This is a genomic window from Kumtagia sp. (assembly GCF_059502445.1).
The window spans coordinates 186,988-210,309 of sequence record NZ_JCACER010000101.1; the positions used below are offsets into that span (position 1 = coordinate 186,988).

At 66.0% G+C, this 23,322-nt stretch carries 21 protein-coding genes; 14 read left to right on the forward strand and 7 right to left on the reverse strand.

Translation table 11 applies throughout. The features are described from left to right. Positions 1-2: 2 nt before the first annotated feature. Entirely contained in the window at positions 3-779 is a 777-nt protein-coding gene (locus AC5JDC_RS26880; RefSeq protein ID WP_495846252.1) for an SDR family oxidoreductase, read from the reverse strand. Positions 780-1,083: 304 nt separating this feature from the next. Between AC5JDC_RS26880 and AC5JDC_RS26885 the strand changes: the two genes are divergently transcribed. From AC5JDC_RS26885 to AC5JDC_RS26915, 7 genes are all read left to right on the forward strand, one after another. Then, positions 1,084-2,166, forward strand: a complete 1,083-nt coding sequence (locus AC5JDC_RS26885) for an ABC transporter ATP-binding protein (protein ID WP_495846254.1) — start codon at positions 1,084-1,086, stop codon at positions 2,164-2,166. 65 nt (positions 2,167-2,231) lie between these two features. Further along, on the forward strand, positions 2,232-3,539 hold the full coding sequence (locus tag AC5JDC_RS26890) for an extracellular solute-binding protein (RefSeq protein ID WP_495846256.1): 1,308 nt from the start codon (positions 2,232-2,234) through the stop codon (positions 3,537-3,539). Between the two features lie 103 nt (positions 3,540-3,642). Further along, positions 3,643-4,587, forward strand: a complete 945-nt coding sequence (locus AC5JDC_RS26895; RefSeq protein WP_495846258.1) for a carbohydrate ABC transporter permease — start codon at positions 3,643-3,645, stop codon at positions 4,585-4,587. A gap of 1 nt (position 4,588) precedes the next feature. After that, the gene (locus AC5JDC_RS26900) at positions 4,589-5,434 is read left to right on the forward strand and encodes a carbohydrate ABC transporter permease (protein ID WP_495846260.1); all 846 of its coding nucleotides are present in this window, start codon (positions 4,589-4,591) and stop codon (positions 5,432-5,434) included. 3 nt (positions 5,435-5,437) lie between these two features. After that, positions 5,438-6,250 (forward strand): alpha/beta fold hydrolase, encoded by an 813-nt coding sequence (locus tag AC5JDC_RS26905; RefSeq protein ID WP_495846262.1) that lies wholly within the window; start codon positions 5,438-5,440, stop codon positions 6,248-6,250. 94 nt (positions 6,251-6,344) lie between these two features. Then, the gene (locus AC5JDC_RS26910; RefSeq protein WP_245428594.1) at positions 6,345-7,067 is read left to right on the forward strand and encodes a GntR family transcriptional regulator; all 723 of its coding nucleotides are present in this window, start codon (positions 6,345-6,347) and stop codon (positions 7,065-7,067) included. Positions 7,068-7,124: 57 nt separating this feature from the next. Further along, on the forward strand, positions 7,125-8,078 hold the full coding sequence (locus AC5JDC_RS26915) for an NAD(P)-dependent oxidoreductase (protein WP_495846264.1): 954 nt from the start codon (positions 7,125-7,127) through the stop codon (positions 8,076-8,078). Positions 8,079-8,112: 34 nt separating this feature from the next. Here AC5JDC_RS26915 and AC5JDC_RS26920 read toward each other — a convergent pair whose 3' ends face one another. Then, a complete protein-coding gene (locus AC5JDC_RS26920; protein ID WP_495846266.1) occupies positions 8,113-9,516 on the reverse strand; it encodes an amidase in 1,404 nt (467 codons plus the stop codon). Positions 9,517-9,758: 242 nt separating this feature from the next. On the opposite strand from AC5JDC_RS26920, the gene AC5JDC_RS26925 reads away from it, so the two are divergent. From AC5JDC_RS26925 to AC5JDC_RS26935, 3 genes are all read left to right on the forward strand, one after another. Next, a complete protein-coding gene (locus AC5JDC_RS26925) occupies positions 9,759-10,766 on the forward strand; it encodes an ABC transporter substrate-binding protein (RefSeq protein ID WP_495846268.1) in 1,008 nt (335 codons plus the stop codon). A gap of 157 nt (positions 10,767-10,923) precedes the next feature. Beyond that, complete coding sequence (locus AC5JDC_RS26930) at positions 10,924-11,673, forward strand: ABC transporter permease (protein WP_106774859.1); 750 nt, start codon at positions 10,924-10,926, stop codon at positions 11,671-11,673. Beyond that, positions 11,655-12,416, forward strand: a complete 762-nt coding sequence (locus AC5JDC_RS26935; protein ID WP_495846270.1) for an ABC transporter permease — start codon at positions 11,655-11,657, stop codon at positions 12,414-12,416. The genes AC5JDC_RS26930 and AC5JDC_RS26935 overlap by 19 nt, the downstream gene beginning before the upstream one ends. 48 nt (positions 12,417-12,464) lie before the next feature. On the opposite strand, the gene AC5JDC_RS26940 is transcribed toward AC5JDC_RS26935, so the two are convergent. Beyond that, positions 12,465-12,671, reverse strand: a complete 207-nt coding sequence (locus AC5JDC_RS26940) for a permuted SH3 domain-containing protein (RefSeq protein ID WP_495846272.1) — start codon at positions 12,669-12,671, stop codon at positions 12,465-12,467. A gap of 513 nt (positions 12,672-13,184) precedes the next feature. Continuing rightward, entirely contained in the window at positions 13,185-14,726 is a 1,542-nt protein-coding gene (locus AC5JDC_RS26945) for a bifunctional AfsR/SARP family transcriptional regulator/alpha/beta hydrolase (protein ID WP_495846274.1), read from the reverse strand. Between the two features lie 107 nt (positions 14,727-14,833). Between AC5JDC_RS26945 and AC5JDC_RS26950 the strand changes: the two genes are divergently transcribed. The 4 genes from AC5JDC_RS26950 to AC5JDC_RS26965 all read left to right on the forward strand — a co-directional run bounded on the left by AC5JDC_RS26950 (position 14,834) and on the right by AC5JDC_RS26965 (position 19,495). Then, a complete protein-coding gene (locus AC5JDC_RS26950; protein ID WP_495846276.1) occupies positions 14,834-15,640 on the forward strand; it encodes an alpha/beta fold hydrolase in 807 nt (268 codons plus the stop codon). Positions 15,641-15,643: 3 nt separating this feature from the next. Continuing rightward, entirely contained in the window at positions 15,644-16,384 is a 741-nt protein-coding gene (mddA, locus tag AC5JDC_RS26955; RefSeq protein WP_495846278.1) for a methanethiol S-methyltransferase, read from the forward strand. A 95-nt stretch (positions 16,385-16,479) separates the two neighbouring features. Beyond that, positions 16,480-17,316 carry a class I SAM-dependent methyltransferase gene (locus AC5JDC_RS26960; protein ID WP_495846280.1) on the forward strand — a complete coding sequence of 279 codons (837 nt, stop codon included), beginning with the start codon at positions 16,480-16,482 and terminating at the stop codon, positions 17,314-17,316. Between the two features lie 70 nt (positions 17,317-17,386). Continuing rightward, positions 17,387-19,495, forward strand: a complete 2,109-nt coding sequence (locus tag AC5JDC_RS26965; protein ID WP_495846282.1) for a calcium-binding protein — start codon at positions 17,387-17,389, stop codon at positions 19,493-19,495. Positions 19,496-19,986: 491 nt separating this feature from the next. Here the strand turns inward: AC5JDC_RS26965 and AC5JDC_RS26970 are convergent, their stop codons facing one another. The 3 genes from AC5JDC_RS26970 to AC5JDC_RS26980 all read right to left on the reverse strand — a co-directional run bounded on the left by AC5JDC_RS26970 (position 19,987) and on the right by AC5JDC_RS26980 (position 23,322). Beyond that, complete coding sequence (locus AC5JDC_RS26970; protein WP_495846284.1) at positions 19,987-21,525, reverse strand: AMP-binding protein; 1,539 nt, start codon at positions 21,523-21,525, stop codon at positions 19,987-19,989. 130 nt (positions 21,526-21,655) lie between these two features. Then, on the reverse strand, positions 21,656-22,543 hold the full coding sequence (locus tag AC5JDC_RS26975; RefSeq protein WP_495846286.1) for a beta-keto acid cleavage family enzyme: 888 nt from the start codon (positions 22,541-22,543) through the stop codon (positions 21,656-21,658). Beyond that, positions 22,540-23,322 carry an HpcH/HpaI aldolase family protein gene (locus AC5JDC_RS26980; RefSeq protein WP_495846288.1) on the reverse strand — a complete coding sequence of 261 codons (783 nt, stop codon included), beginning with the start codon at positions 23,320-23,322 and terminating at the stop codon, positions 22,540-22,542. Before AC5JDC_RS26980 ends, AC5JDC_RS26975 begins: the two co-directional genes overlap by 4 nt.

Sequence of the window (23,322 nt, forward strand, 5' to 3'; positions counted from 1 at the left end):
GGTCAGATCACCGAACCACGCGCGGCGATGCCGCCATCGATGGTCACGACCGTGCCGCTGATGTAGCCGGCCCTGGGCGAGGCGAGGAAGGCGCAGAGGTCGGCCACCTCTTCGGCCGTCGCCGGACGCTTGCCCGGATATTTGGCGTAGAGCTCCTCCCAGCGCGACTCGTCGCCGAGCATGTCGATCGCCTTGCGCTTCATGATCTTGAACATGCGCGGCGTATCGACCGGGCCGGGATTGACGCCGACGACGCGAATGCCCTCATCCATGCTGCGCCCGCCCAGCGCCTTGGTGAAGCTCATCAGCGCGGCGTTGCCGGTCGAGCCGGCGAAATAGGCGGCGTCCCAGTTCTCGCCCGAATTACCGATGACGTTGATGATGACGCCGCCCTTGCCCTTGCGCCGCCTCCAGAATTCACGCGACAGCGTGATGTAGCCGAAGACCTTGAGGTCGAAGCCGCGGCGGATCGACTCGTCGGTCACGTCCTCGATGCTGCCCGCCGGGATGTCGCCGGCATTGTTCATGAGGATATCGTAGTCACCGCAGGCCCTGTCGAGGGCGATCATGGCCTCGGTCGTTCCGAGATCGGCCTCATGGACGGTGACCTCGACCGGATAGGCGGCGAGTTCCGCTTTCAGCGCCTCCATCGCCATGCGATTGCGCGCGGCAAGGTGAAGATGGCACCCTTCCGCCGCCAGCACCCTGGCGATCGCGTGACCGATACCCTGGGAGGCCCCGGTGATCAGCGCCGTCCTTCCAGCCAGATTGAGTTGCACCCGGATTCTCCTTTGAATACATATTTCCTTTTCTTGCATACGTAAATTCTGCGCCTTGTCCATGGCCTTTTGCCGTAGCCACGGGAATTTTTGCGCAAGGTTCCTAAATTAATCGGCTTGCTCGTATTCAGACCGGCGGCTGAGAGCAAAACATGAGCAATCCGCCTCCATTTTCGGCATTTCCGCCGTGTATTGCATGTTTCCCTTTTTTGCATACGGATCACTATTGCATGAATACCAAATTGCCCGCAAAGTCGGTCCACGAGCCGCGCGCACGGCTAATAAGGACGTTCGGAAAGACCCCATGGCAGACGTATCCCTGAGGCATGTGGGGAAGACCTATGAAAACGCCCGTGCGACTACGATCGAGGATCTCAGTCTCGATATCCGCAGCGGCGAGTTCGTCGTGCTCGTCGGACCGTCGGGTTGCGGCAAATCGACGATGCTGCGGATGATCGCCGGCCTGGAGGAGCTTTCCGACGGGCAGATCTGGATCGGCGAGCGCCGGGTCGACGAGCTGGAACCGCGCGAGCGCAACATCGCCATGGTCTTCCAGAACTACGCGCTCTACCCGCACATGACCGTCGCGCAGAACATGAGCTTCGGCCTCAGGCTGGCGGGCATGGCCAGGCCGGAAATCCGCCGCCGTGTCGAGGAGGCAGCCGAGGTGCTCGACATCGCCGGCCTGCTCGATCGCCGGCCGAGGCAGCTTTCGGGCGGGCAGCGCCAGCGTGTGGCCATGGGCCGCGCCATGGTCCGCGACCCGGCCGTCTTCCTGTTCGACGAGCCGCTGTCCAACCTCGACGCCAAGCTGCGCGGGCAGATGCGGGCGGAAATCCGCAGGCTGCACAAGCGGCTGAAGGCGACGACCGTCTACGTCACACACGACCAGATGGAGGCGATGACGCTCGCCGACCGCGTCGTCATTCTGCATGGCGGCCGGATCGAGCAGCAGGGCACGCCGCAGGAGCTGTACGAGCGCCCAGCGACGCGCTTCGTTGCCGGCTTCATCGGCAGCCCGACAATGAACTTCCTGCCCGCCGAAATCGTCATGACAGATGCCGGCCCCGCTCTGAAGCTGGGCGAGGCGATCGTGCCCGCGCCCGTTGCGAAGGCAGAGGCGCTTGCCGAGCGCGTCGGGCAAAGCGTGGAGATCGGCGTACGGCCGGAGCACTTTCTGGCCGACGTTGATCCCTCGTTTTCGGTCGTCGTCGACATGGCGGAATTGCTGGGGCCGACGACGCTGGTCCATTTCACGCTCGCCGGCGTCGCCTGCTCGGCCATGCTGCCGCCCGAGCGCGCGGCGGGCGAAGGCGAACGGCAGGGCATAAGCATCGTGTCCACCCGGATCTCCATCTTCGACCCGGCAACCGGACGTGCCCTGTAGGGGCGGCCGCAAGGTGAACTGAACACAGGCGACGAACGTCACCAGAGGAACAAGGAGAACAGCTTATGGATGCCCGCAATCTACTCCGCGCCGGCCTTCTGGCGGCGTCCGCGCTCGGCGCTGCCGGCGTGGCGCACGCGCAGGAGGCGGCGGCCTGCACCGGCGATACGGTGAAGCTCAGGATCCTGCGCACGCCCGGCAACTATCCCTATCCCGCGCCGATGGAGGCCTGGCAGAAGGATAATCCGTGCGTCCAGTTCGAGATCAACGAGGTTCCCTTCGCCCAGCTCGCCGACACCATCTCGGTGCAGGCGGCGAGCTCCAATCCGCCGGACATCCTCGTCTATGACGGGCCCAACACGCAGTCCTATGCCGCGTCCGGCATCCTGCTGCCGCTGACCAAATACCTCCCGCAGGGCTGGGACGAGGACATCCTGCCGGCCACCAAGGCCGAGCACAGCTACGAGGGCGAGGTCTATTCGCCCGGCATCGAGCAGACCACCGTCGCCATGTACTACAACAAGACGCTCGTCGAAGCCGCCGGCGTCAAGCCGCCGCAGACGCTCGCGGACTCCTGGACCTGGCCGCAGGCGCTCGAAGCCTTCAAGGCCTGCCAGCAGGGCCCGGCCGGCTCTCCCACCGTCTGGGGCCTGGGGCCGACGCGCTTCGGCAACGGCCAGCCCGGCCTCGTCTATCAGGACCTGATCTTCCAGCGCTCGGCCGGCGACCCGAAGGCAGACCCGTCGAGCAGCGCCTACAAGACCTTCTGGGCACTGTCGCCCGACGGCAAGACGGTCGAAGGCTACCTCAACACGCCGGAGGCCGTGGAGGCGCTCACCTTCTACCGCTCGCTGTTCAATTCCGAGGGCGTCGCACCGAAGGTCGGCATCCCCAACGCCTTCTTCGACGGCAAGGCATGCTTCTACATCGACACGCCGGCCGCCGGGAACGCGCTTCTCAAAGATCCGAAGATCGAGTGGGGCATCACGCCGATCCCGCACTTCAAGACGCCCGTCGTCCACACCGGCTCGACCACGATCGGGGTCGCCGCACGCTCGCGGCACGCGGACGTTGCCGCGAAGTTCGTCGTCGACATGTCGTGGGGCGAATATGCCTACATGAACGTCAGCCAGCGCGGCAACCTGCCGACGCTGAAGAGCCTGTTTCCGCGCTTCGAGGTCTACAGCGCCTACCCGATGAAGGTGTTCGTCGACCAGCTTCAGGAATGGGGCCAGCCGCGGCCGCCGGGACCGAAATTCGCCCAATACGACAAGCTCGTCACCGACGCGCTGCGCGCCGTGGCCTTCGGCGGCGACCCGGCCGAGCTGATGGCCGACGCCGAGAAGAAGGTCCAGCGGATGCTCGACCGCTAGGGGATGCCCGAAAGCAGCAGCTTTCGCACGCGGCGAAACAACGAGATGGAGCGGAATGGCGATCGATCCTGATCGCATTTCGCTCCGACGAACGGACGCAGGAATGTCGACCTCGAACACCCTCACCGCGGCTTCGGCCCGCACGGCAGCCAGGGCGCGCAAGCCGGCGACGCGCAGGCAGAAGCGGGACTGGCTCTTCGCAGCCGGCTTCCTCGCGCCGTTCATGATCCTTCTGCTGATCTTCCAATACGTTCCGCTGGTGCTGATGGCAAAGAACAGCGTCTACGACTACAGCCTGCTCAACCCGGCGGCGGCGAAGTTCGTCGGGCTGCGCAACTTCGCCGACATGATCGAATACGAGGATGCCGCCGTCAGCTTCGGCGTCACCTTCCTGTTCGCGCTCGGCGTCGTGCTGACCGTGATCCCGATCGCCTTCCTGCTGGCGCTGTTCCTGAACTCGAAGCTGCCGGCGCGCGGCCTCGTGCGCACGATGATCATGCTGCCGGTCGTCACCTCCGCCGTGGTGGTGGCGACCATGTGGTCGTTCCTGCTCGATCCGTCGAACGGCCTCGTCAACGGCGTGCTCAACCTTCTCGGCATCGCCAACCAGCCCTTCCTGACCTCGACGGGCCAGGCGCTGCCGGCGCTGGTCGTCATGACGCTGTGGCAGCAGGTCGGCTTCGGCGCGATCCTGTTCCTTGCCGGACTCCAGGGCCTGCCGCCGGAGTTGACGGAAGCCGCGCGCATCGACGGCGCGACGCGGCGTCAGGTGCTGTGGAACGTGACGATCCCGCTCCTGTCGCGCACCACGCTGTTCGTCGTCGTCATCATGACGGTGTTCTCGCTGCAGGCCTTCGCGCCGGCCTTCCTGATGACGCAGGGCGGCCCGCAGGAGGCCACGAACCTCGTCGTCTACCACATCTACAACACCGCCTTCATCATGCAGCAGGCGGGCTACGCTTCGGCGCTGTCGGTGGTGCTGCTGCTCGTGGTGCTCGCCATCTCGATGATCCAGATGGCACTGCTGCGCGCGCGCTGGAACTACTGACATGAAGACGCATCCCCTGCGGCGCGCCCTCTTCGTCGCCCTCGTCATCCTCCTCATCCTCTGCTGCTTCCTAGCGCCCTATGCCTGGATCGTGGCGTCGTCCTTCAAGAACCAGCTCACGCTCTTCAACGACGTAACGCCGCTTTCCTGGAAGGCCTTTCTCCCGGTGGGCGGAACGGTCGAGAACTACCGCACGCTGTTCGAGCGGACCAACGTGCTGACGGCGCTTCTCAACACGGCGATCGTCGCCGGCGGGCAGGTGGCGCTGACGCTGCTGCTGTGCGCGATGGCCGCCTACTCGCTGACGCGCGTCCGCTTTCCCGGCGCCAAGATCGTCTTCGTGCTGATCCTGCTCACCTTCCTGCTGCCGATTGAGGCGCTGATGGTGCCGCTCTACCAGGTCGTCTCCGGGCTCGGGCTTTCCAATACGCTGCTCGGCGTGATGATCCCGTGGATCGCCAGCCCGTTCGGCCTGTTCCTGCTGAAGCAGGCCTTCGAGGACCTGCCGTCGGAGCTGGAGGACGCCGCGCGCATCGACGGCGCCGGCCACGTGCGCATCTTCTTCTCCATCATCCTGCCCAACGTGAAGGTGCCGATGCTGACGCTGGGGCTGATCACCTTCCTGTTTTCCTGGAACAGCTTCCTGTGGCCGCTGGTGATCGTCCAGGATCCCGCCAAGCAGCTCATCCAGGTGGCGATCGCCCAGCAGGGCTCGCCGACGCAACTGCCGAACTGGGGCGAGACCTTCGCCGGCGCCACGGTCGCGACGCTGCCGCTGATCCTGCTCTTTCTCCTCCTGCAGAAATATTTCACGCAGGGCATGACGACCAGCGGCATCAAGGGGTGAGGCATGACCGACGACGCCTTCCCACCGCTCGAAACGCTCGACGCCCCGATGGGCGGCAGGATCGGCTATCGCACGCTCGGTGCCGGCGGCTGGCTGGTGCTGGTCCATGGCTGGTGCGGCAGTGCCGACATCTGGGCCCCGATCGCACCTGCGCTGGCGCGCGACCGCCGCGTCCTCGCGGTCACCCTTCCCGGCTTCGGCGGCATGATGGCGCCACCCGACGAAGGGCAGACGATCGGCGCCATGGGCGCCGCCGTTGCCCGCCTGCTCGCCCATCTCGGCGTGAACAACGCCGTGCTCGTTGGCCATTCGATGGGCGGGCCGGTGATGACGGAGGCGGCAATCCGCGCGCCGGAACGGATCCGCGCACTCATCGGTCTGGATACGCTGACGGACCGCGGCTATTACGGCCGCGTCCCCGATGCGGAGATCGCCCGGCGGCACGCGGAATTTGCCGCCGATTATGCGGGGCGGATGCGCGCCATGATCGACATCATCGTGCATCCGCAAACGCCGGAGGCGGCGCGGCGGGCGATCACCGACGACATGGTGGCGGCGGCGGCCGAGGATTTCGCGCTCGACGTCAAGGACAGGCTCTTCGCCTGGGACGCGGAGGAGCGCTGGCCGCTGGTCTCCTGCCCCGCCCTGATGCTGAACTCCACATGGGTGGCGCGTCTCGCCGATCCCCAGCCAATGGACTGTTTCGCCGCGACCGAAATCGTCGGTTACGAGTCCGGCCATTTCCCGATGATCGAGGCACCCGCGATGATTGTGGAAAAGCTGACAACCTGCCTCGACAGGCTGTTATGCCGGTGATCCCGAGATTGCATGCACGCCAGGAAGAAAAGTATAAATGGCACCCTTGAAGTCCCATCTGACCGTCGCAAGCAATGCGAGAGGAGTGCTCGCCGTGGACCCCGATGAAATCGGCTCGCCAAGCGCCAGGACCGCGTCTGTGCCCCCGACGCGCGCGCCGACGCGGTCGGGCGAATTGCGCGAGCAGCTCGAGCAGATGATCCTCGACGGCCGCCTGGCGCCTGGCGAGCGGCTGGACGAGATGGAGCTCGCCCGCCGCTTCGGCCTGTCGCGCACGCCGGTGCGCGAGGCGATCAAGGCGCTTCTGGCGGTTGGTCTCATCGAGACGCGTGGCCGCCAGGGCACCCATGTGGCGCTGCTTTCCATCCCGGCGCTGCTCGAAATGTTCGACGTCATGTCGGCGCTCGAGGGCCTTTGCGCCCGCCTCGCCGCCCGCCGCGCCACGCCCGCCGAGCGCGCGGCGATGCGTCAGGTCCACGAGGAGCTGATCCAGGCCTACGAGACAGGCGACCCAATCGCCTTCTACAAGGTCAACCAGAAGTTCCACGACCTGCTCTACGAAGCCGCGCACACCCACTTCATCGCCGACCAGGCGATCCAGCTTCGCCGCCGCATCGGCGCCTACCGCATGCGCGCCACCTACCAGCCGGGGCGGATGCTGAGCTCGCTCAGCGAGCATGTGCGCATCATGGACGCGATCGACGCCGGCGACCCCGAAGCCGCCCGCAAAGCGGCGAGCGAGCACGTCCAGCTCCTCGGCGACCAGCTGACCGACTTCATATCCTCATTGCCGGCCAGTCTCAGCCGCGCGCAGTAGATCGCGCACCACCACACCGTTCGCCAGTGACCGCGCCGCCGGCGCGGAAGGAGAGGCATGTCCACGCGCAGGAGACCCGTGATCGTCAATCATCTGGACGCCGGGTTCGGCCGCCTCGTCGCCGCGCATCCCTCGCAGCCGGTGGTCGTCGACGACCTGTCGCCGGCTGAGCCCTGGCGGATCGATCCGGAGACCGACATCCTCGTCACGCGGATGCTTCCCGGCTGGAGCCGGACGCCCGCCGGCCACGCCTTCCCCGACGCGCTGAAGTGGGTGCAGGTGCTGTCGACCGGCGTCGAGACCTACCCGCCGCGATTGATGCAGGGGCGGCTCGTCACCTGCGGGCGCGGCCTCAATGCCGTACCGATCGCCGAGTTCGTCTTCGCGGCTATGCTGCGCCTCGAGCGCGGGCTCGAGGAGACGCGGGCGCGTGCCGAGGCGGACTGGCGTGGCCCGCATGCGGTCGGCCGCCTGCATGGCAGGACGCTCGGCCTCATCGGCTACGGCTCGATCGGCCAAGCGATCGCCCGGCGGGCGCTTGCCTTCGACATGCGCGTGCTCGCCCACCGGCGCACGCCGTGGCAGGGCGGCGACGGCATCACCGCCGCCGCCGACGCGGCCGATGTCTTCGCAGCCGCGGACCACCTCGTCATCGCCGCACCGCTGACGCCGCAAACCGAGGGTATGGTCGACGCCACGCTGCTGAAGGCGGCAAAGCCCGGCCTGCACCTCGTCAACATTTCCCGCGCCGGTCTCATCGATCAGGAGGCGCTGGTCGAGGCACTCGAAAGCGGCCGGATCGGCCATGCGACACTCGACGTCACCACGCCGGAACCACTTCCCGACGGGCATCCGTTCTATCGCCTGCCGAACGTCTTCGTCAGTCCGCACATTTCCTGGTGCGGCGGCAGCAGCGATGCGGATTTCCACCTCCGCTTCCTTGCCAATCTGGACGCCCATCTCGCCGGCGCCCCGCTCGAGGGAGTGGTGGATCCCTCGAGCGGATACTGACGCGGGCAGAACGGGGCCGGCGATCGGGGTTGGTCTATAGATCCGGGCGGCGACGGTGGAAGGCGGTGACGCTTTGGTAGGCGCCGCCGGCGCGGCACAGCAGCGCCTCGGAGAAGGGGCGGCCGACGAACTGGAGTCCGATCGGGATGCCCTCGCTGCTCTGGCCGCAGGGAAGCGTGATTGTCGGATAGCCGCAGACGTCGAAGGGCGCCGTGAAGGGGCCGATGGCGAGGATCGCCGCCGGGTCCTCGCCGAGCGAGGCCATGAAGTCCATCGACGGGCCGGCGACCGGCAGGCCCGGCACCAGCAGCAGGTCGATGCCGGAAAAGAGCCAGGCCATGCGGCCGTTGAAGTCGCGGCGATCCTGCAGGGCGAGCGCCATGTCGCGCGCCGTATGCGCACGCCCGCGCTCGATGAGGGCCGAAAGCCGCGCGCCATATTCGGCCTTGCGCGCCGGATAGGTGCCCTCGTGGGCAAGCGCGCATTCGACTGCGCACTGCACCGCCCAGCCGCGCAGGATCGCATCGGGATCGGGAAACGCCACGTCGACGAACCGCGCGCCGAGGCCGCTCATCACCTCCACGGCGGCTTCGATCGTGGCCTGCACCTCGCCGGTGGCGCGCGAGGCGATGAAGGCACGATCGATGCCGATCGTCAGTCCGGCGGCATCGGCGGCCAGCGCCGCTTCGAAATAGTCGTCGACCGGCGCTGGCGCCGCCGTGGGATCGGACGGGTCGGGGCCGGCGATCACGGCAAGGAGCGCCGCCGCATCGGCGACGCTGCGCGCCATCGGCCCGACATGGTCGAGAGATTCGGCGAGCGGGAAGACGCCGTGCCGGCTGACACGGCCCCATGTCGGCTTGATGCCGACGACGCCGCAGCAGGAGGACGGCAGGCGGATCGACCCGCCGGTATCCGTGCCGAGCGTCGCATAGGCAAGTCCGGCGGTCACGGCAACGCCGGAGCCGGAGGACGAGGTGCCCGTCCAGTGCGCGGCGCCGAACGGGTTTACCGGCGGCGCGACGGTGGGATGGTGGTCGGCATAGACGCCCTCGGTCAGCGTGAGCTTGCCGAGCATGACGGCCCCCGCCGCCCGCAACCGCGCCGTCGCCGTCGATTCTTCGGCGATCGCCTGGCCGGCGAAGACGGGGCTGCCGAAGCCGGTGGGAATGTCGACGGTGGCGAACGCATCCTTCACGGCGAGCGGAATGCCGTGCAGCGGACCGCGCCAGTTCCCTGCGGCGATCTCCGCGTCGGCTGCACGGGCCGCCGCGCGCGCGATCTCCGGCGCCACCGCCGCATAGCAATGGAGCCGGCCGTCATGGGCGGCGATGCGCTCGAGCATCAGCTCCGTCAGGTCGCAAGAGGGGACGGAGCCCGAGCGGATCGCGTCGGAAAGCCGGGTGAATTCGACGGACCACAAGGGCTGGTCGATCATTCTCTGTCCTCTCTTTACGGGCATTGGCTTACGGGCATTGGGGCGGTTGATTGACGGCAATCCAGCCTAAAAAATCACACTTGTCAAAACTGCATACACAATGAGCATTTTTCGCATCCAAACACTGGGAAAGCCGAATATTTAGCTACAGCTTTGCCAAATTCACCGCTCATGGATGCATTTTATGGCTGGCACGTATGTTGCAAGAGCCAGTTGCGCATACACCAATTAAGGGGAACAGAATGACTCTCCGGCTCAAGCGCGGCATCGTTGCCGCCGTCCTCGCCGTCGCCTCCTTCGGCATCTCGCTGCCCGCCACGGCGGCGGAGGCCGTCTCCGTCCGGCTGAAATGGGTCGCGCAGGCCCAGTTCGCGGGGATCTACGTCGCCAAGGCCAAGGGCTTCTACGAGCAGGCCGGCCTCGACGCCACCATCAACCCCGGCGGACCCAACATCAACGTCGAGACGCTCGTCGCGTCCGGCGCCGACACGTTCGGCATCGCCAGCGGCACCGAAGGCGTGCTCTACGCCCGCGAGAAAGGCCTGCCGCTGATCTGCATCGGCATGTCGCAGCAGATGACACCCTTCGCCTACGTCGCCTACGACGGTTCCGGGATCAACTCGGTGAAGGATTTCAAGGGCAGGACGGTCGCCACCTGGATGACCGGCCCGCAATTCACGCTCTATTCCGTGCTCGCGCACGAGGGCCTGTCGCAGGGCGACGTCACCATCGTCTCGCAACCCTTCTCCATGCAGCCCTTCATCGACAAGCAGTACGACGTCGCGACAGTGACGCTCTACAACGAGCTCAACACGCTGAAGGAACAGGGCATCGACAACATCAAGACCTTCCTGCCCGACGATTCAGGCGTCACCACCCAACAGGATTCGATCGTCACCTCCGAGAAGATGATCAAGGAAAGGCCGGAAATCGTGCAGGCCTTCCTGAACGCCACGCTCAAGGGCTGGAAATACGCCTTCGAAAACAAGGCGGAGGCCGTCGACATCGTCATGGCCGCCGGCTCCGGCCTGGAGCGCAAGCACCAGGAGCTCATGCTCGATGAGATCGAGAAGCTGATGCGCGCCAGGCTCGGTGGCAGCGAGGGCCTGGGCGCCATCGACATGGCCTCGATCAAGGCCGTGCACGACAGCCTGATCGAGTACAAGGCCCTCGCCGCGCCCGTCGATCTGGAGGCCGCCTTCGACGGCAGCTTCTGGGCCAAGACGCCAGCCGACGCAAAGTCGATGTGAGGTACGCGGAAACTTCCGGCGATTGGAGCATGATCCCGAAGTTGCAGGCTTTTCGGACGAAGATCATGCGCAGAACAAAGAGATGGAGCGGAATGCCGGTCGTTTTGATCGCATTCCGCTCTATGAACCCGCCGGGCGTTTCCGCGACGGAGTTTCCATGAAGCGACACCTCACGCTCGCGCATCCCGCCACCGCCCTGCTCATCGTCGGGCTTGCATGGCTCGTCCTCGTGCCGCTGCTCGGCGTTCCGCCGCGCTATCTGCCGCCGCTCGGGCGCGTCGCCGCGGACGCCGCCGCGGTCTGGCCGGAACTCCTCGCAAGCTTTCTGCGCACGCTCGCCGAGGCCGTCCTGGGCTTTCTCGCCGGTGCCGCGCTCGGCATCGCCTGCGGCATGGCCTTCGCCGGCAGCCGGGTGCTTGAACGCTCGGTGCTGCCGTTTTTCGTCGCGCTGCAGAGCGTGCCGGTCATCGCCTTCGGCGCGGTCGTCGTCATCTGGTTCGGCAACAGCCTGCTCTCCAAAGTGGTGATTGCGCTCTATCTCTCCTTCTTCCCCGTCGCGGTGTCGACCCTGCGCGGCTTGCAAGCGGTCGACGGCAATCGCGTCGCCCTCTTCCGCAGCTTCGGTGCGACGCGGACGCAAATCTTCTGGCGGCTCGCGCTGCCGACCGCCCTTCCCTCGATCTTCACGGGCCTGAAGCTCGCCGTCTCGCTGAGCCTGATCGGCGCGATCGTCGGCGAATGGTTCGGCGACACCGTCGGCCTCGGCGTGATGCTGCTGCAGGCGCTCTATTTCGAGCAGGTCGAGCGCATCTGGGTGCTGATCGTCGTGTGCGGCCTGCTCGGCACCTTGCTCTACGGCCTGCTCGCCGTCATCGAAAGGAAATACGTATGGTGGCGTCCCGCTTGAATGCGCTACTCAACGCGTGCCTGCCCGTTCTCTTCGCGGCTCTCGTCTTCGGCTTCGCCTGGGAGGCGTCCGTCGCCTTCGGCGAGGTGCCGCAATATGTGCTGCCAAGCCCGACCGGCATCATAGCCGCCGCAGTCCAGCGTTTTCCGCAGCTCGCCGATGGGCTGTGGCTGACCACCTTCGAGGCCCTGTCAGGCTTTGCGGCCGGTGCGGCGATCGGGCTGGCGCTCGCCTGCCTGTTCCTGCTGATGCCGCCCCTCGAGGCACTTCTGCTGCCGCTGGTCGTCGCGCTCAACACAGTGCCGTCGATCGCCTTCGTGCCGCTGGCGCTGCTGTGGTTCGGCATGGGGCCGGCCTCGAAGATCGCGATAGCGGCGCTCGCCGTCAGCTTCGCGGTGCTGCTCGCCGCCCTCGAAGGGTTCACGCGCACCGAGGACGGACAGGTAAACCTGCTGCGCAGCTTCGGCGCGGGCCGGTTGGCGATCCTGTGGCGCCTGCGCCTGCCGGCCGCAATGCCGTCCATCGTGACCGGCCTGCGCATAGGCCTTGCCAGAAGCACCATAGCCGTGATCGTGGCCGAAATGTTGGGCGCGTACAAAGGCATCGGCCAGATCGTCTACCGTGGAACGGCCGAAATGGACGCTCTCATGGTGTGGGCGGCCATCCTCCTATCCTCGGCAACCAGCCTGGCGCTGTACGGCCTGCTCGTCCTGATCGACCGACGACTGGTCTGGTGGCAATAAGATGGCTCCAATTGCCGGGGAACTAACGCCGCGGCGGGCCAGTTCGTCCTAAAGCTGAGGCTTTTCCTCCGGCATCGGTTGCACCGGCGCGCCCGGGAATATCTTCTGAAGATTGCCGGCGATCACCTGATCGCCTTCAGAAACGCCTGAAGACAGCGCGACGAGGCCGCCGTCGACGGGGCCGAGCGAGACCGGGCGCTGCTCGACCATATTGTCCTTGCCAACGACTCGGCATCCTGCTTTTGCTGGGCGCATTCGCGGGGTGAGCGCAGCCGCCTCTGCCGCCTAGATTCGTTATCCAATTGTTGCAAATCGATGCGACGGACGGCACGGTCCCTTGTGCCCCCAGACAATGGGAACTGACAGTCGGCCGGCCTTTTTTTGAGACGCGGCACATGAAAGACGAATCACCCATCCTAATTGCTGCGCTCGTCGTCGGCATCCTGCTTTCGACTGCCGCTGGCGCCGTCGCTTTTTACGAGGCGACTAGCGGGGTGGCGCTGATAAAATGATGAAATCGGAGGCTCAGATACGCCGAAGGTGCGCGCGAGCAGGGAGCCTCCTCGCCTTTGTGCCCCCTTGCTCGTACGAACTCCCGGCGGGGAGGAGGTTCCGAGCGGCGCGCCGCCTCCTCGAACAGGATCGTCCGCAGCCTGGTTGCCCCACCGCGGCTACCTCGCCGGCGTCGGCGAGGGCGGTGACACCGGACCCGCTCTCATACGTTGACGCTGCGCGGGCGCGCGCTGCCTACAACGCCAAGCTGAGCCATCAGCGATGGCGTCTCGCTAGCTCCTTGATGCTGCGGAGAAGCGGCTCCTGGTCGCCGACCCAGAACCAGTGGTCGTCACCGGCGACCTCCAGGAACCGCGCTCCGGATATCTTCGCAGCAAGGAAACGACCCGCCTCCGAGCGGACCGCGCGGTCGCCCGAGCGATGCAGCACCAGTGTTGGGACCGAGACACTTGCAAGCAGATGGCGGACATCGGTGTCGCGCAGCGCTTCGAGCACGCCCGTCACAGCGCCTGGGCTGGAGGCCGCCCTCAGCAACCCGGCCCACCAGGCTTCCGCCTGGCGGTCTCCGACCAGGCTCGGGGCAAAGGTCTCGATCTCGGCCGGTCCACCCCAGTTGGCGATCAGGCGTCGCTTCCAGAGCTCATATTGCTCGGCGGTCAGGGCGAACGGGTAGTCGGGCGCATGGCTGCCTTTGGCCATGGATCCCCAGAGAACGAGCCCGACCAGGCGATCGGGATGGTCGACCGCAAAGCGGATGCAGCCGGGTCCGCCCTCTGAAGAGCCGATGATCAGAGCGCGGCGGCTCCCGGCCGCGTCCATCACCGCCGCTATGTCCTTTGCGGTCGCGTCGACGGTTGGACGCGCCCCGACGCGGTCGGAAAGGCCGACGCCGCGCCGGTCGAACAGGATCAGGCGACCGATACCCGAAACCGCCTCGATCCACGAACGGCAGCGGCTGTCTTCCCAGATCCGCTCCACATGCGAAACGAAGCCGGGAACGAGCACGATATCGGGAGGACCATTACCGACGGTCTGGTACGCGAGATGGATACCTTCCACTTCGACATAGCGCGTTCGCGGCGTTTCAATGGCCTTGCTTGGCTCTAGCAACAAGGCAACGGTAGCAGGGTCAAGGGGCACGCCGAGCTCATCTCGCAGGCGCCGGGCGCATGCTTCGAGCTGGCGCTCGGCTGCCGCCCTGTCACCGGCCGCCAGGTTTGCGCGGATCAGATGGCGGTGTGCGCTTTCGCTTAACGGATCCAGTCCCACCAGACGCGTCGCATGCACAACCGCAGTACGAGCCTCGCCGTCGGCGAGTTGCGTTTCGATCAGACGCTCCAGCGCCTGTGTCAGGCGGCTGCGCAAGGCCTCTCGCCTGAAGAACGCCCATTCCTCGAATTCCTGACAATCCGGCAGGGAGAAACCCGCAAGAAAATCGCTCGTGTAGGTGTTGGTCGCCGTTCCAAGAGGGCCGCGGTCGCAGGCGTACTCGAATGCCTTGGAGTCGATCTCGACGGAAAGCGCCGGGTGCAGGCTGAGGGAGGTTCCGCTCGCGCTGACGATCTCGCTGCCAAAGGCGACCCGGATCTTGTAAAGGGTACGCCTGAGACGCGCCCGAGCAGTCTCTTCGTCGGCTTCGGGCCACAGCAGCGTGACCGCGATGTCGCGCGCGACGGGCCCAGCGGCCTCGGCAAGAAAGATGAGGAGCGCGGCCGCCTTGCGCAGGGCAAGCTCCACCCGCCGCCCGTTCATGCGGAACTCCGGAAAGCCCAGAACCCGAAACTCTAATCGCTCCATCGGTCCGCACGCGAAAAGTCCACAGCCAGGGGATGCTGAGGGGACGCCGGCCGCTTATTGGTTCAACTCCGGGCCGATCACGCCTGCAGAGTTTTCTGGAGCGAGAAATGTCACTGGTCAATACTTCCACATCTCGCTGCCTTTGCGAGGCGGTTGCCGAGGACGGCGTTTCGATCGTTTATGAAGACCTCGGCCGCGGCGAGCCGCTTGTGCTGCTACACGGCGTAACCGAAAGCCGTGAGTGCTGGCATGAGGCCGGTTATGTCGAGCATTTCCTGCAGCGCGAACGGCGGCTGATCCTCGTCGATTGCCGCGGCCATGGCGGCAGCGGCAAGCCGCACGATCCGGCCGCCTATTCGGGCCGCAGGCGGGCGGCGGATATCGTTGCCGTCCTCGACCATGCCGGCATTCGCCGCGCCGCGCTCGTGGGGCATTCGATGGGCGGCGTCATCGCACTCGCCACCGCCGTGTACCACCCGGACCGCGTCAGTGCACTGATTGTCAACGGCGCGCATCCCTTCGCCGAGGACCTGACCCTCTTGCGAGCCACACTCGAGGACAACTTCGAGGCGTGGCTTGCTTTCCTGAAGCAATTGGCACCTGACCTTTCGCCGGACAGCTGCCGACGCATCCGCGGTAACGATCTCGCCGCAGTTCAGGCAAGCCTTGCCAGGGACAGACCTGATTTCTCGGCAGCCCTTGCGGGACTTGGCATACCGGTGCTGGCAATCGCCGGCACGCTCGATCCCCGATGCGACGCCATCCGAAAGTTCGCAGAACTGGCCGGAGGCGAGTTTCTGCCGCTTGTCGGCAAGAATCATGTGACGGCCTTTCTCGATGTCGAGCCGATCGGGCCGGCCGTCGACGAATTCCTCGGCTGCGTCAGCACCCGCAAGACAGGGCTAGGAGGCTGAGCCATGGCAGGCGTGACCGCAGTTCTTTACGGCGTCGCGGCATACGCCATATTTCTCGGCTCATTCCTCTACGCGATCGGCTTCGTCGGCAATGTCGTCGTCCCGAAATCCATCGACTCCGCCGCCGCCGGGAGCCCGGTCGAGGCGGTGATCGTCAACGTCTTGCTGCTCGGTCTGTTCGCCGCGCAGCACAGCGTCATGGCGCGCCCGGCCTTCAAGCGGCTGTGGACCCGGATCGTACCGAAATCGGTAGAGCGCAGCACCTACGTGCTGTTGGCGAGCCTTGTCCTCATGCTGCTTTACTGGCAATGGCGGCCGATTCCCGGGCTAGTCTGGTCGGTCGAAGACGCAGTCTGGATCGCTGTCATCAACGGAGTGTTCTGGCTCGGCTGGGCGATTTTGGCGATCAGCACGCATCTGATCGATCATTTCGAGATGTTCGGCCTGGCGCAGGTCTTCGCAGCGTTACGCAAGAAGCAATCGCCCGCTCCGGTTTTCAAGACGCCGTTCTTCTACAAGTGGGTCCGCCACCCGATCTATGTCGGCTTCCTGCTGGCCTTTTGGGCGACGCCGTCGATGACGTGGGGGCATCTGCTCTTTTCGACCGGCAGCACGGGTTACATCCTGCTCGGCATTTTCCTTGAGGAGCGGGATCTCGTCGCCCTGTTCGGCGATCAATACCGCCGCTATCGCATGCAGGTGGGAATGCTGATCCCATGGCCCGGCCGCAATCCCGCCGAATAGGCGGAGGACTTTGAAACCCTGCTTGGTTCGCTGCCTTCAAGTCATGCGATGTGCCGCGAGAATGTCCGCTCTGTCAGCCGCACCCGAGGAAGAAGATGAACGATATCGCCGGATTCGATGCTTGGAGCGTGGGACAGAACTACGAGCACTATATGGGTCGCTGGAGCCGGCAGATCGCGTCGAAATTCGTCGAATGGCTGGCACCGCCGCGCGATGCCGCCTGGATCGAGGTGGGTTGCGGCACTGGCGCCTTGACCGCGACCGTGCTTACCCAATGCGCGCCGCGGTCGATCCTGTCGACCGATCCGTCGGAAGCCTTCCTCGCGCATGCTCGTTCGACGATCGATGACCGGCGAGTCCGCTTCGAGGCGGCGAACGCGCAAGGCCTTCCGGCCGATGATGCAAGCATGGACGTCGCCGCCTCGGCGCTCGTGCTGAACTTCGTCCCGGACCGGCCGTCGGCTCTCGCCGAAATGCAGCGTGTTCTGAAGCCGGACGGATGGCTGTCCTTCTACGTGTGGGACTATCCCGGCGGCGGCATGGGCTTCATCGACGCTTTCTGGAAGGCCGCCGCCGAAGTCGATCCGGAAGCTGCCGTCCTGGACGAACGCAGGCGTTTTCCGTTCTGCACCCGGGACGGGCTGGCGAAGATTTGTCATGCGGCCGGTTTGCGTTCGCTCGCCATCGAGCCGATCGAAATCGAAACCGTTTTCCTCGATTTCGAAGCATTCTGGCGGCCGTTCACGCTCGGCGCGGGGCCGGCGCCCGGCTATTGCGCCAGTATTCCTGAGGGCCACCGCGCGGTTCTGAAGTCGCATCTGGCCAGCGCGCTCAAATCGAACGGTCCCATCCGTCTGGCCGCGCGGGCATGGGCCGTCAAGGCGCATCGTGACGCCGACGGCAATTCGCGGCCGAGACGGTCGCCTCGGTGAACGGCGGGAAAGACTGGCAATCAAGCGGCGATGCGGCTGCGCGAACGGTTGAAACAATAGGAGAAATCCAATGGCGGTTATTCAAGGCACCAATGGCGACGACATTCTGAACGGCACCGGCGGCGGCGACTCTATCCGTGGCTTCGCTGGAAATGACGAGCTTTTCGGCGGAGATGGCGGCGACGTTCTCGACGGTGGCCCGGGCGCGGACCTGCTTGACGGCGGCGGCGACGGCGGCCTTTTCAACGTCGACGACGTCGCTACATATCGTTCCGCCACAACTGGCGTCCACGCCACCCTTCGCAATCCGTCGGAGAACACCGGCGACGCCGCCGGTGACACATACATAAATATCCAGGAGCTGCACGGCTCCAACTTCGATGACATCTTGCACGGCAATTCGCGTGGCAACGGCCTTTCCGGCGGTGGCGGCGACGACATACTTGACGGTGGCAGTGACGGCGACAGGCTCTTTGGCGGAACCGGCGTCGACAGCGCCAGCTATATGTTTGCGCCAACGGGCATCGTTGCCAGTCTTCTCGATCGGTCGGAGAACACCGGCGAGGCCGATGGCGACCGATACTTCGACATCGAAAACCTGCTCGGCTCCAATTTCAACGACAGGCTGATAGCCGATGGCCTTGACAACTTTCTTGCCGGCAATGGCGGTGACGACCAACTGCTCGGTGGCGCCGGCAACGACAGGCTCGACGGCGGCGTCGGCAGCAACACGCTCGAGGGCGGCATCGGCCTGGACACCGTTGATTATTCCACCGCGTCGTCGGCCGTCTTTGTCTTGCTGGAGCAGGCCTTCGGCTTCGGCGGCGGTCGCTCGGACCTCTATACCGGCATCGAAAACGTCATCGGTTCCGCCTTCGACGATGAGCTGGTCGGCGACGGCTTTGACAACGACATCCGCGGCGGTCTTGGCAATGACAAGCTGGAGGGCGGCTTAGGCGCGGACCTGCTCGACGGCGGCTTTGGCGCGGATTTGCTTGAGGGCGGCGACGGCAGCGATCAGATAAACGGCGGTTTTGACGCTGACACAATGATTGGAGGCGCAGGAGACGACCTTTACCACGTCGATGATATCGCTGATCGCATTTTTGAGGTCGCTGGCGAAGGCACCGACACCGTCACCAGCAGCGTCACCTATGTGCTCACCGCCGGCGCGGCGGTCGAGACGCTGCGCACCACGTCGAACGGCGACACGGGTGCGATCAACCTCACAGGCAACGCCTTCGACCAGACTATCGTCGGCAACAACGGAAGGAACGTGCTGCGCGGCGGCGGCGGCAAGGATACGCTGCAGGGCCTCGCCGGCAACGACACCTATTTCGTGGACAGCGCCGATGATGTGGTCGTCGAAGGCGCCGACGCCTTCGACGGCGAGGCCGACCTCGTGGCGACCAGCGCCGACTACGTTCTCGGCGCCGGGGTACACGTCGAGACCCTGAGGACGACGGTGAATGGCGGCACGTTGGCGATCGACCTTACCGGCAATGCGCTGCAACAGACCATCATCGGCAATGCCGGCGTCAACATTCTGCATGACGGCGGCGTCGGGGCAGCAGATACGATGACAGGTCTCGACGGCAACGACACCTACCGCGTGTTCAATTCGGAGGATGTCGTCATCGAGGCCGCCGGCGCGGCGGCGGGGACGGCCGACCGGGTGTCGGCGGCGGTGGACTACAAGCTCGGCGCAGGTGTCCACGTCGAGATCATGACAACCAACGGCTCGGCCGGCACCTCCGCAATCGACCTCACCGGCAACGAGTTCGCACAGGAGATTACCGGCAATTCCGGCGACAACCGGCTGGAGGGCAAGGGCGGGGCCGACCAGCTGCGCGGCCTCGGCGGCGCCGACACATTCGTCTTCGCGACAAAACTCGGCGGCGGCAACATCGACACGATCCTCGACTTCAGCGTAGCGGATGACCGCTTCCTGCTGTCGGACGCGATCTTCACCGCCCTGAACCCTGGCACGCTTGCAGCCTCCGCCTTCCGGGCGAACACCACCGGTCTGGCCGGCGACGCCAGCGACCGCATCATCTACGAGACCGACACGGGCGAACTCTACTACGACGCCGACGGAAACGGTGCCGGCGCCGGCGTGCTCTTCGCAAAGCTCGATGTCGGCCTCAGCCTCACCAATGCGGATTTCTCCGTCGCGTGACCAGTGCTTTTGGTGGGCATGCTCAATCTCTGAGCGGTCCGTCACTCTCCGGAGCCTTTAAGTAACTTCTATGCCCGCTGCCGCTTAGCGCCCACGGCGGGCGGGTGTTGCCGGTGGTCGTGGTGACGGCTGCGACAAGCGCTCTGGAAGGTCGGTTAGCGCTCGGGAATGCGTAGTCCCGGTTATCAGCCGCAGGTTGGTTATCGAGTCGTGCAGTTTCGTGGCGTCATAGACGATCCGCTCACCTGATCCAGCCTGAGTTCCTTCTGTTTCGGATGCCGTCTATTGCGTCCTCCAATCTTGGGAAACGCCCTACTAGGAAGAAGTGGCTTGCCAAGTGAACGAGACTGCTGCTCCGGCTAGCGAAAGTGACCGCGGGAGATCCGTCCCTGCGCGCCGATCTGCAAGAGCAATTGAAATTGCTTCGACAGAATGCGCTTCACGTAGGATCCCGAGCAGCCTTGTTCGTGACCTTGGCCTGGGGCGCTATTTCACGTCGCTCCAACAACTTGGAAGCGCGAGCGCAGTTCGGTCTTGAGGACCTTCCCGTAGGCGCTCTTCGGCAGGTCGTCGAGCCAGACATAGTCCTTCGGCCGCTTGAAGCGGGCGATCTGGGTCAGGCAGTGGGCGTCGAGCGCGGCGGCGTCGGCGGTTGCGCCTGGTTCCAGCACCACGCAGGCGACCACCACCTCGCCCCATTCCGCATCGGGCCGCCCGATGACCGAGACCTGCGCCACCGCCGGATGGGTCAGCAGCGCCTCCTCGACCTCGCGCGGATAGATGTTGGTCCCGCCTGAGATGATGACGTCCTTGGACCGGTCATGCAGCGTCAGAAAGCCCGCATCGTCCAGCGCGCCTACGTCGCCGGTATGCAGCCACCCGTCCCGGATCGTCGCGGCCGTGGCGGCCGGGTCGTTCCAGTAACCCTTCATCATCGAGGGTCCGCGCACCGTGACCTCGCCGATCTCGCCGGCCGGAAGGCGCTTTCCGTCCGGCCCGAGTACCGCCACCTCGCAGCCCGCCTGCGCCACCCCGACCGAGGCCAGCCGGTGCGACTGCAGCACATCCTGCGCTCCTGCCGCCAAAGCCTCGGCGTGTGCCTCGCGCGTCAGGACGGTGATTGTCATGGGCGTCTCGCCCTGCCCGTAGATCTGGGCAAAGCGGGTGCCGAACTGGTCCATCGCGTCGCGGATGTCGGCCAGATACATCGGCCCGCCGCCATAGACGATGGTGCGGATGCCTTCTCCCCGATTGGCCCGCGCACGCGCCGCGGCGATCAGACGGCGGATCATGGTGGGAGCTGCGAAAAAGCAGAGTCGGTCCAGCCGTGCCGCGAGATCGAGGATCTCGTCGCTGTCGAACCCGCCCGAGGCGGGGACGACATGACGCGCGCCGCAGATCAGGTACATGAACTGGTAAAGTCCGGCCCCATGCGACATCGGCGCGGCATAGACCTTGGCGTCCGCCGCCTCGGCCGCATCCACATCGGCAAGGTAGCTCATCACCATCGCCTGCAGGTTCGCCGGCGTCAGCATGACGCCCTTTGGCCGTCCGGTGGTCCCCGACGTGTAGAACAGCCAGGCCAGATCGTCCTGGGCCGTGCCATGCAGCGGCGGGAACGGCCCATCCGGCAAAAGCGCGGCGAAATCCGGCCCGTCCATGTCGACGATCCGCGAATCCGCCAGCGCGGCTAGGTCAGCGGCGTGTCCGGCATCGGTGAAGGCCAGCTTCGCGCCGGAATGGCTCAGGATGAAGGCCGCCTCCTTCTCGTGCAGCTTTGCGTTGATGGGTACCGCGACCGCCCCGATCCGCCAGATCGCCTGCATCGCCACCAGATAATCCGTCCGATTGGCCAGGAACAGCGCCACCCGGTCCCCCGGCCCGATCCCCGCTGCAGTCAGTCCCGCCGCCAGCGACCCGGCACGGGCGTTGAATCCGGCGTAGTCGGCCACTGCTTCGGCGCCCCGAAACAGCGCCGGACGGTCCGGCCACAGCCGCGCCGCCCGTTCCAGCCAGAGTGCAGGGTTCATTGCCCGACCTCGATGCGTGTGAAGGCCTTGCGCGTCTGGTCGCGCCGACCGGCCGCACCACCGGGCGTCCCGGTCGTGCCGTCGCAGTCCCTGCCGATCGATAACACTTCAGCCATGGTCGTCTCCTGCGTCAGACCCTTGCAGGCAGGCCGAGGATCTGGCGGGCCTCGGCCGGCGTGGCGGGGCGGCCGCCGGCGTCCATGATCGCCTCGACCGCCGCCTTCAGCAATGCGGCGTTGGTGGTCGGCCGCCCGGCCGCATCGAGCAGCATGTCCTCCAGCCCGGCACGGACATGGCCGCCGTGCCTCACCGCCTCGCGCATGACCCACAAATTGTCCTCGCCGGCGGCAAAGGCTGCCCAGACCGCGCCCTCCGGAATGCGCTCGCTCATCGCCGACAGGGCTGCCGCGGTGGCCGGGGCGCCGCCATAGCCGGTGCCGAGGCAGATCTGCAGGAACGGGCGGGGGCCGAACGCGCCCTCGGTGGAGAGGCGGCGGGCGATTTCGAGGTGGCCGAAGTCGAAGCACTCGACCTCGGCCCGGACGCCTGTCTCGGCATAGAGCCGCGCCATCTCGCGTAGGTCGCCCAGGCGCGCGACGTGGATCGCCTGGCCAAGGGCGAAGGTGCCGCAGTCGATGGTGCCGATCTCGGGCCGCAGCGACAGCACATGCTCGGCGCGGCCCGCCGCGGGACGCAAGGTGGTGCCTGGGGCCGGGACGAAACCGGCTTCATCGTCAAGCAGCAGCAGCCCGTCCATCGAGGCGCTGAGGTTCAGCAGGATGTCGGTCCCTGCGTCGCGGATCAGGCCGACCGTCTCGGCCCACAGTGCCGCGTCGTTCGACGGCAGGCCGGTGGCCGGATCGCGAACGTGAATATGCGCCACCGTGGCACCCAGCGCCGCAGCCTCTGCCACCGCCGCCGCGATTATTTCGGGGCTGACCGGCAGGCCGGGATTGAGCGTCGCGGCGTCAGGGCGCCCGCCGTTGACGCAGGCGGTCAGGATGACCGGGCGGGTCATGCGGTCTTGTCCCGTACCGCCGCGACCGCCCCATCCGCGGCCTGCTGCATGAACATCGCGTCCTGCATCAGCGCTATGAAGCTGTAGCCTCGGGTCGCGCAGTCGACGGCATAGGCCGGATTGATCGCGAAGATGCCCGCGATCTTGCCCGCCGTCCGCGCCCGGGCCGCGATATGGTCGAGCGCCGAGGCCACCTCGGCGCTGTCCAGGGTCGCTCCGCCCGACAGCGAGACGGACAGGTCGGACGGCCCCACGAAGACGCCATCTACCCCCGGCACCGCCAGGATGGCGTCCAAATTGTCCAGCGCCTGCCGCGTCTCGATCATGGCGATGGCCAGCGTCAGTTCGTTGGCCCTGGCCAGGTATCCGGGCGCGCTGAGCCCCGACAGCGGGATAGCGCGACGCGGACCCCAACTGCGGGCGCCGATGGGCGGGAACTTGATGTGGGACACCAGCCGCTCGGCATCCGCCACCGTATTGACCATCGGGCAGACCACCCCGGCCGCGCCGAAATCCAGCACCCGCGAAGCCAGCCCACCAGCATCGACCGGCAGCCGGACGAAGGCCGGTTTGCCTTCCAGCGAGGCGGCGGCGACGCCGGCCAGCACGGCAGCTTCGTCGAACATGCCGTGCTGCATGTCGAAGATAAAGGAATCGAGCTTCGTCTTGGCCAGCGCCTCGATGGCATTGGGGTCGGGCAACTGGCAGAAGGTCGACAGGTGCAGCCCGCCCCGGCGCAGCGTCGGGGCGAAATCGGCGAGGACGGCAGGAAAGGCCAT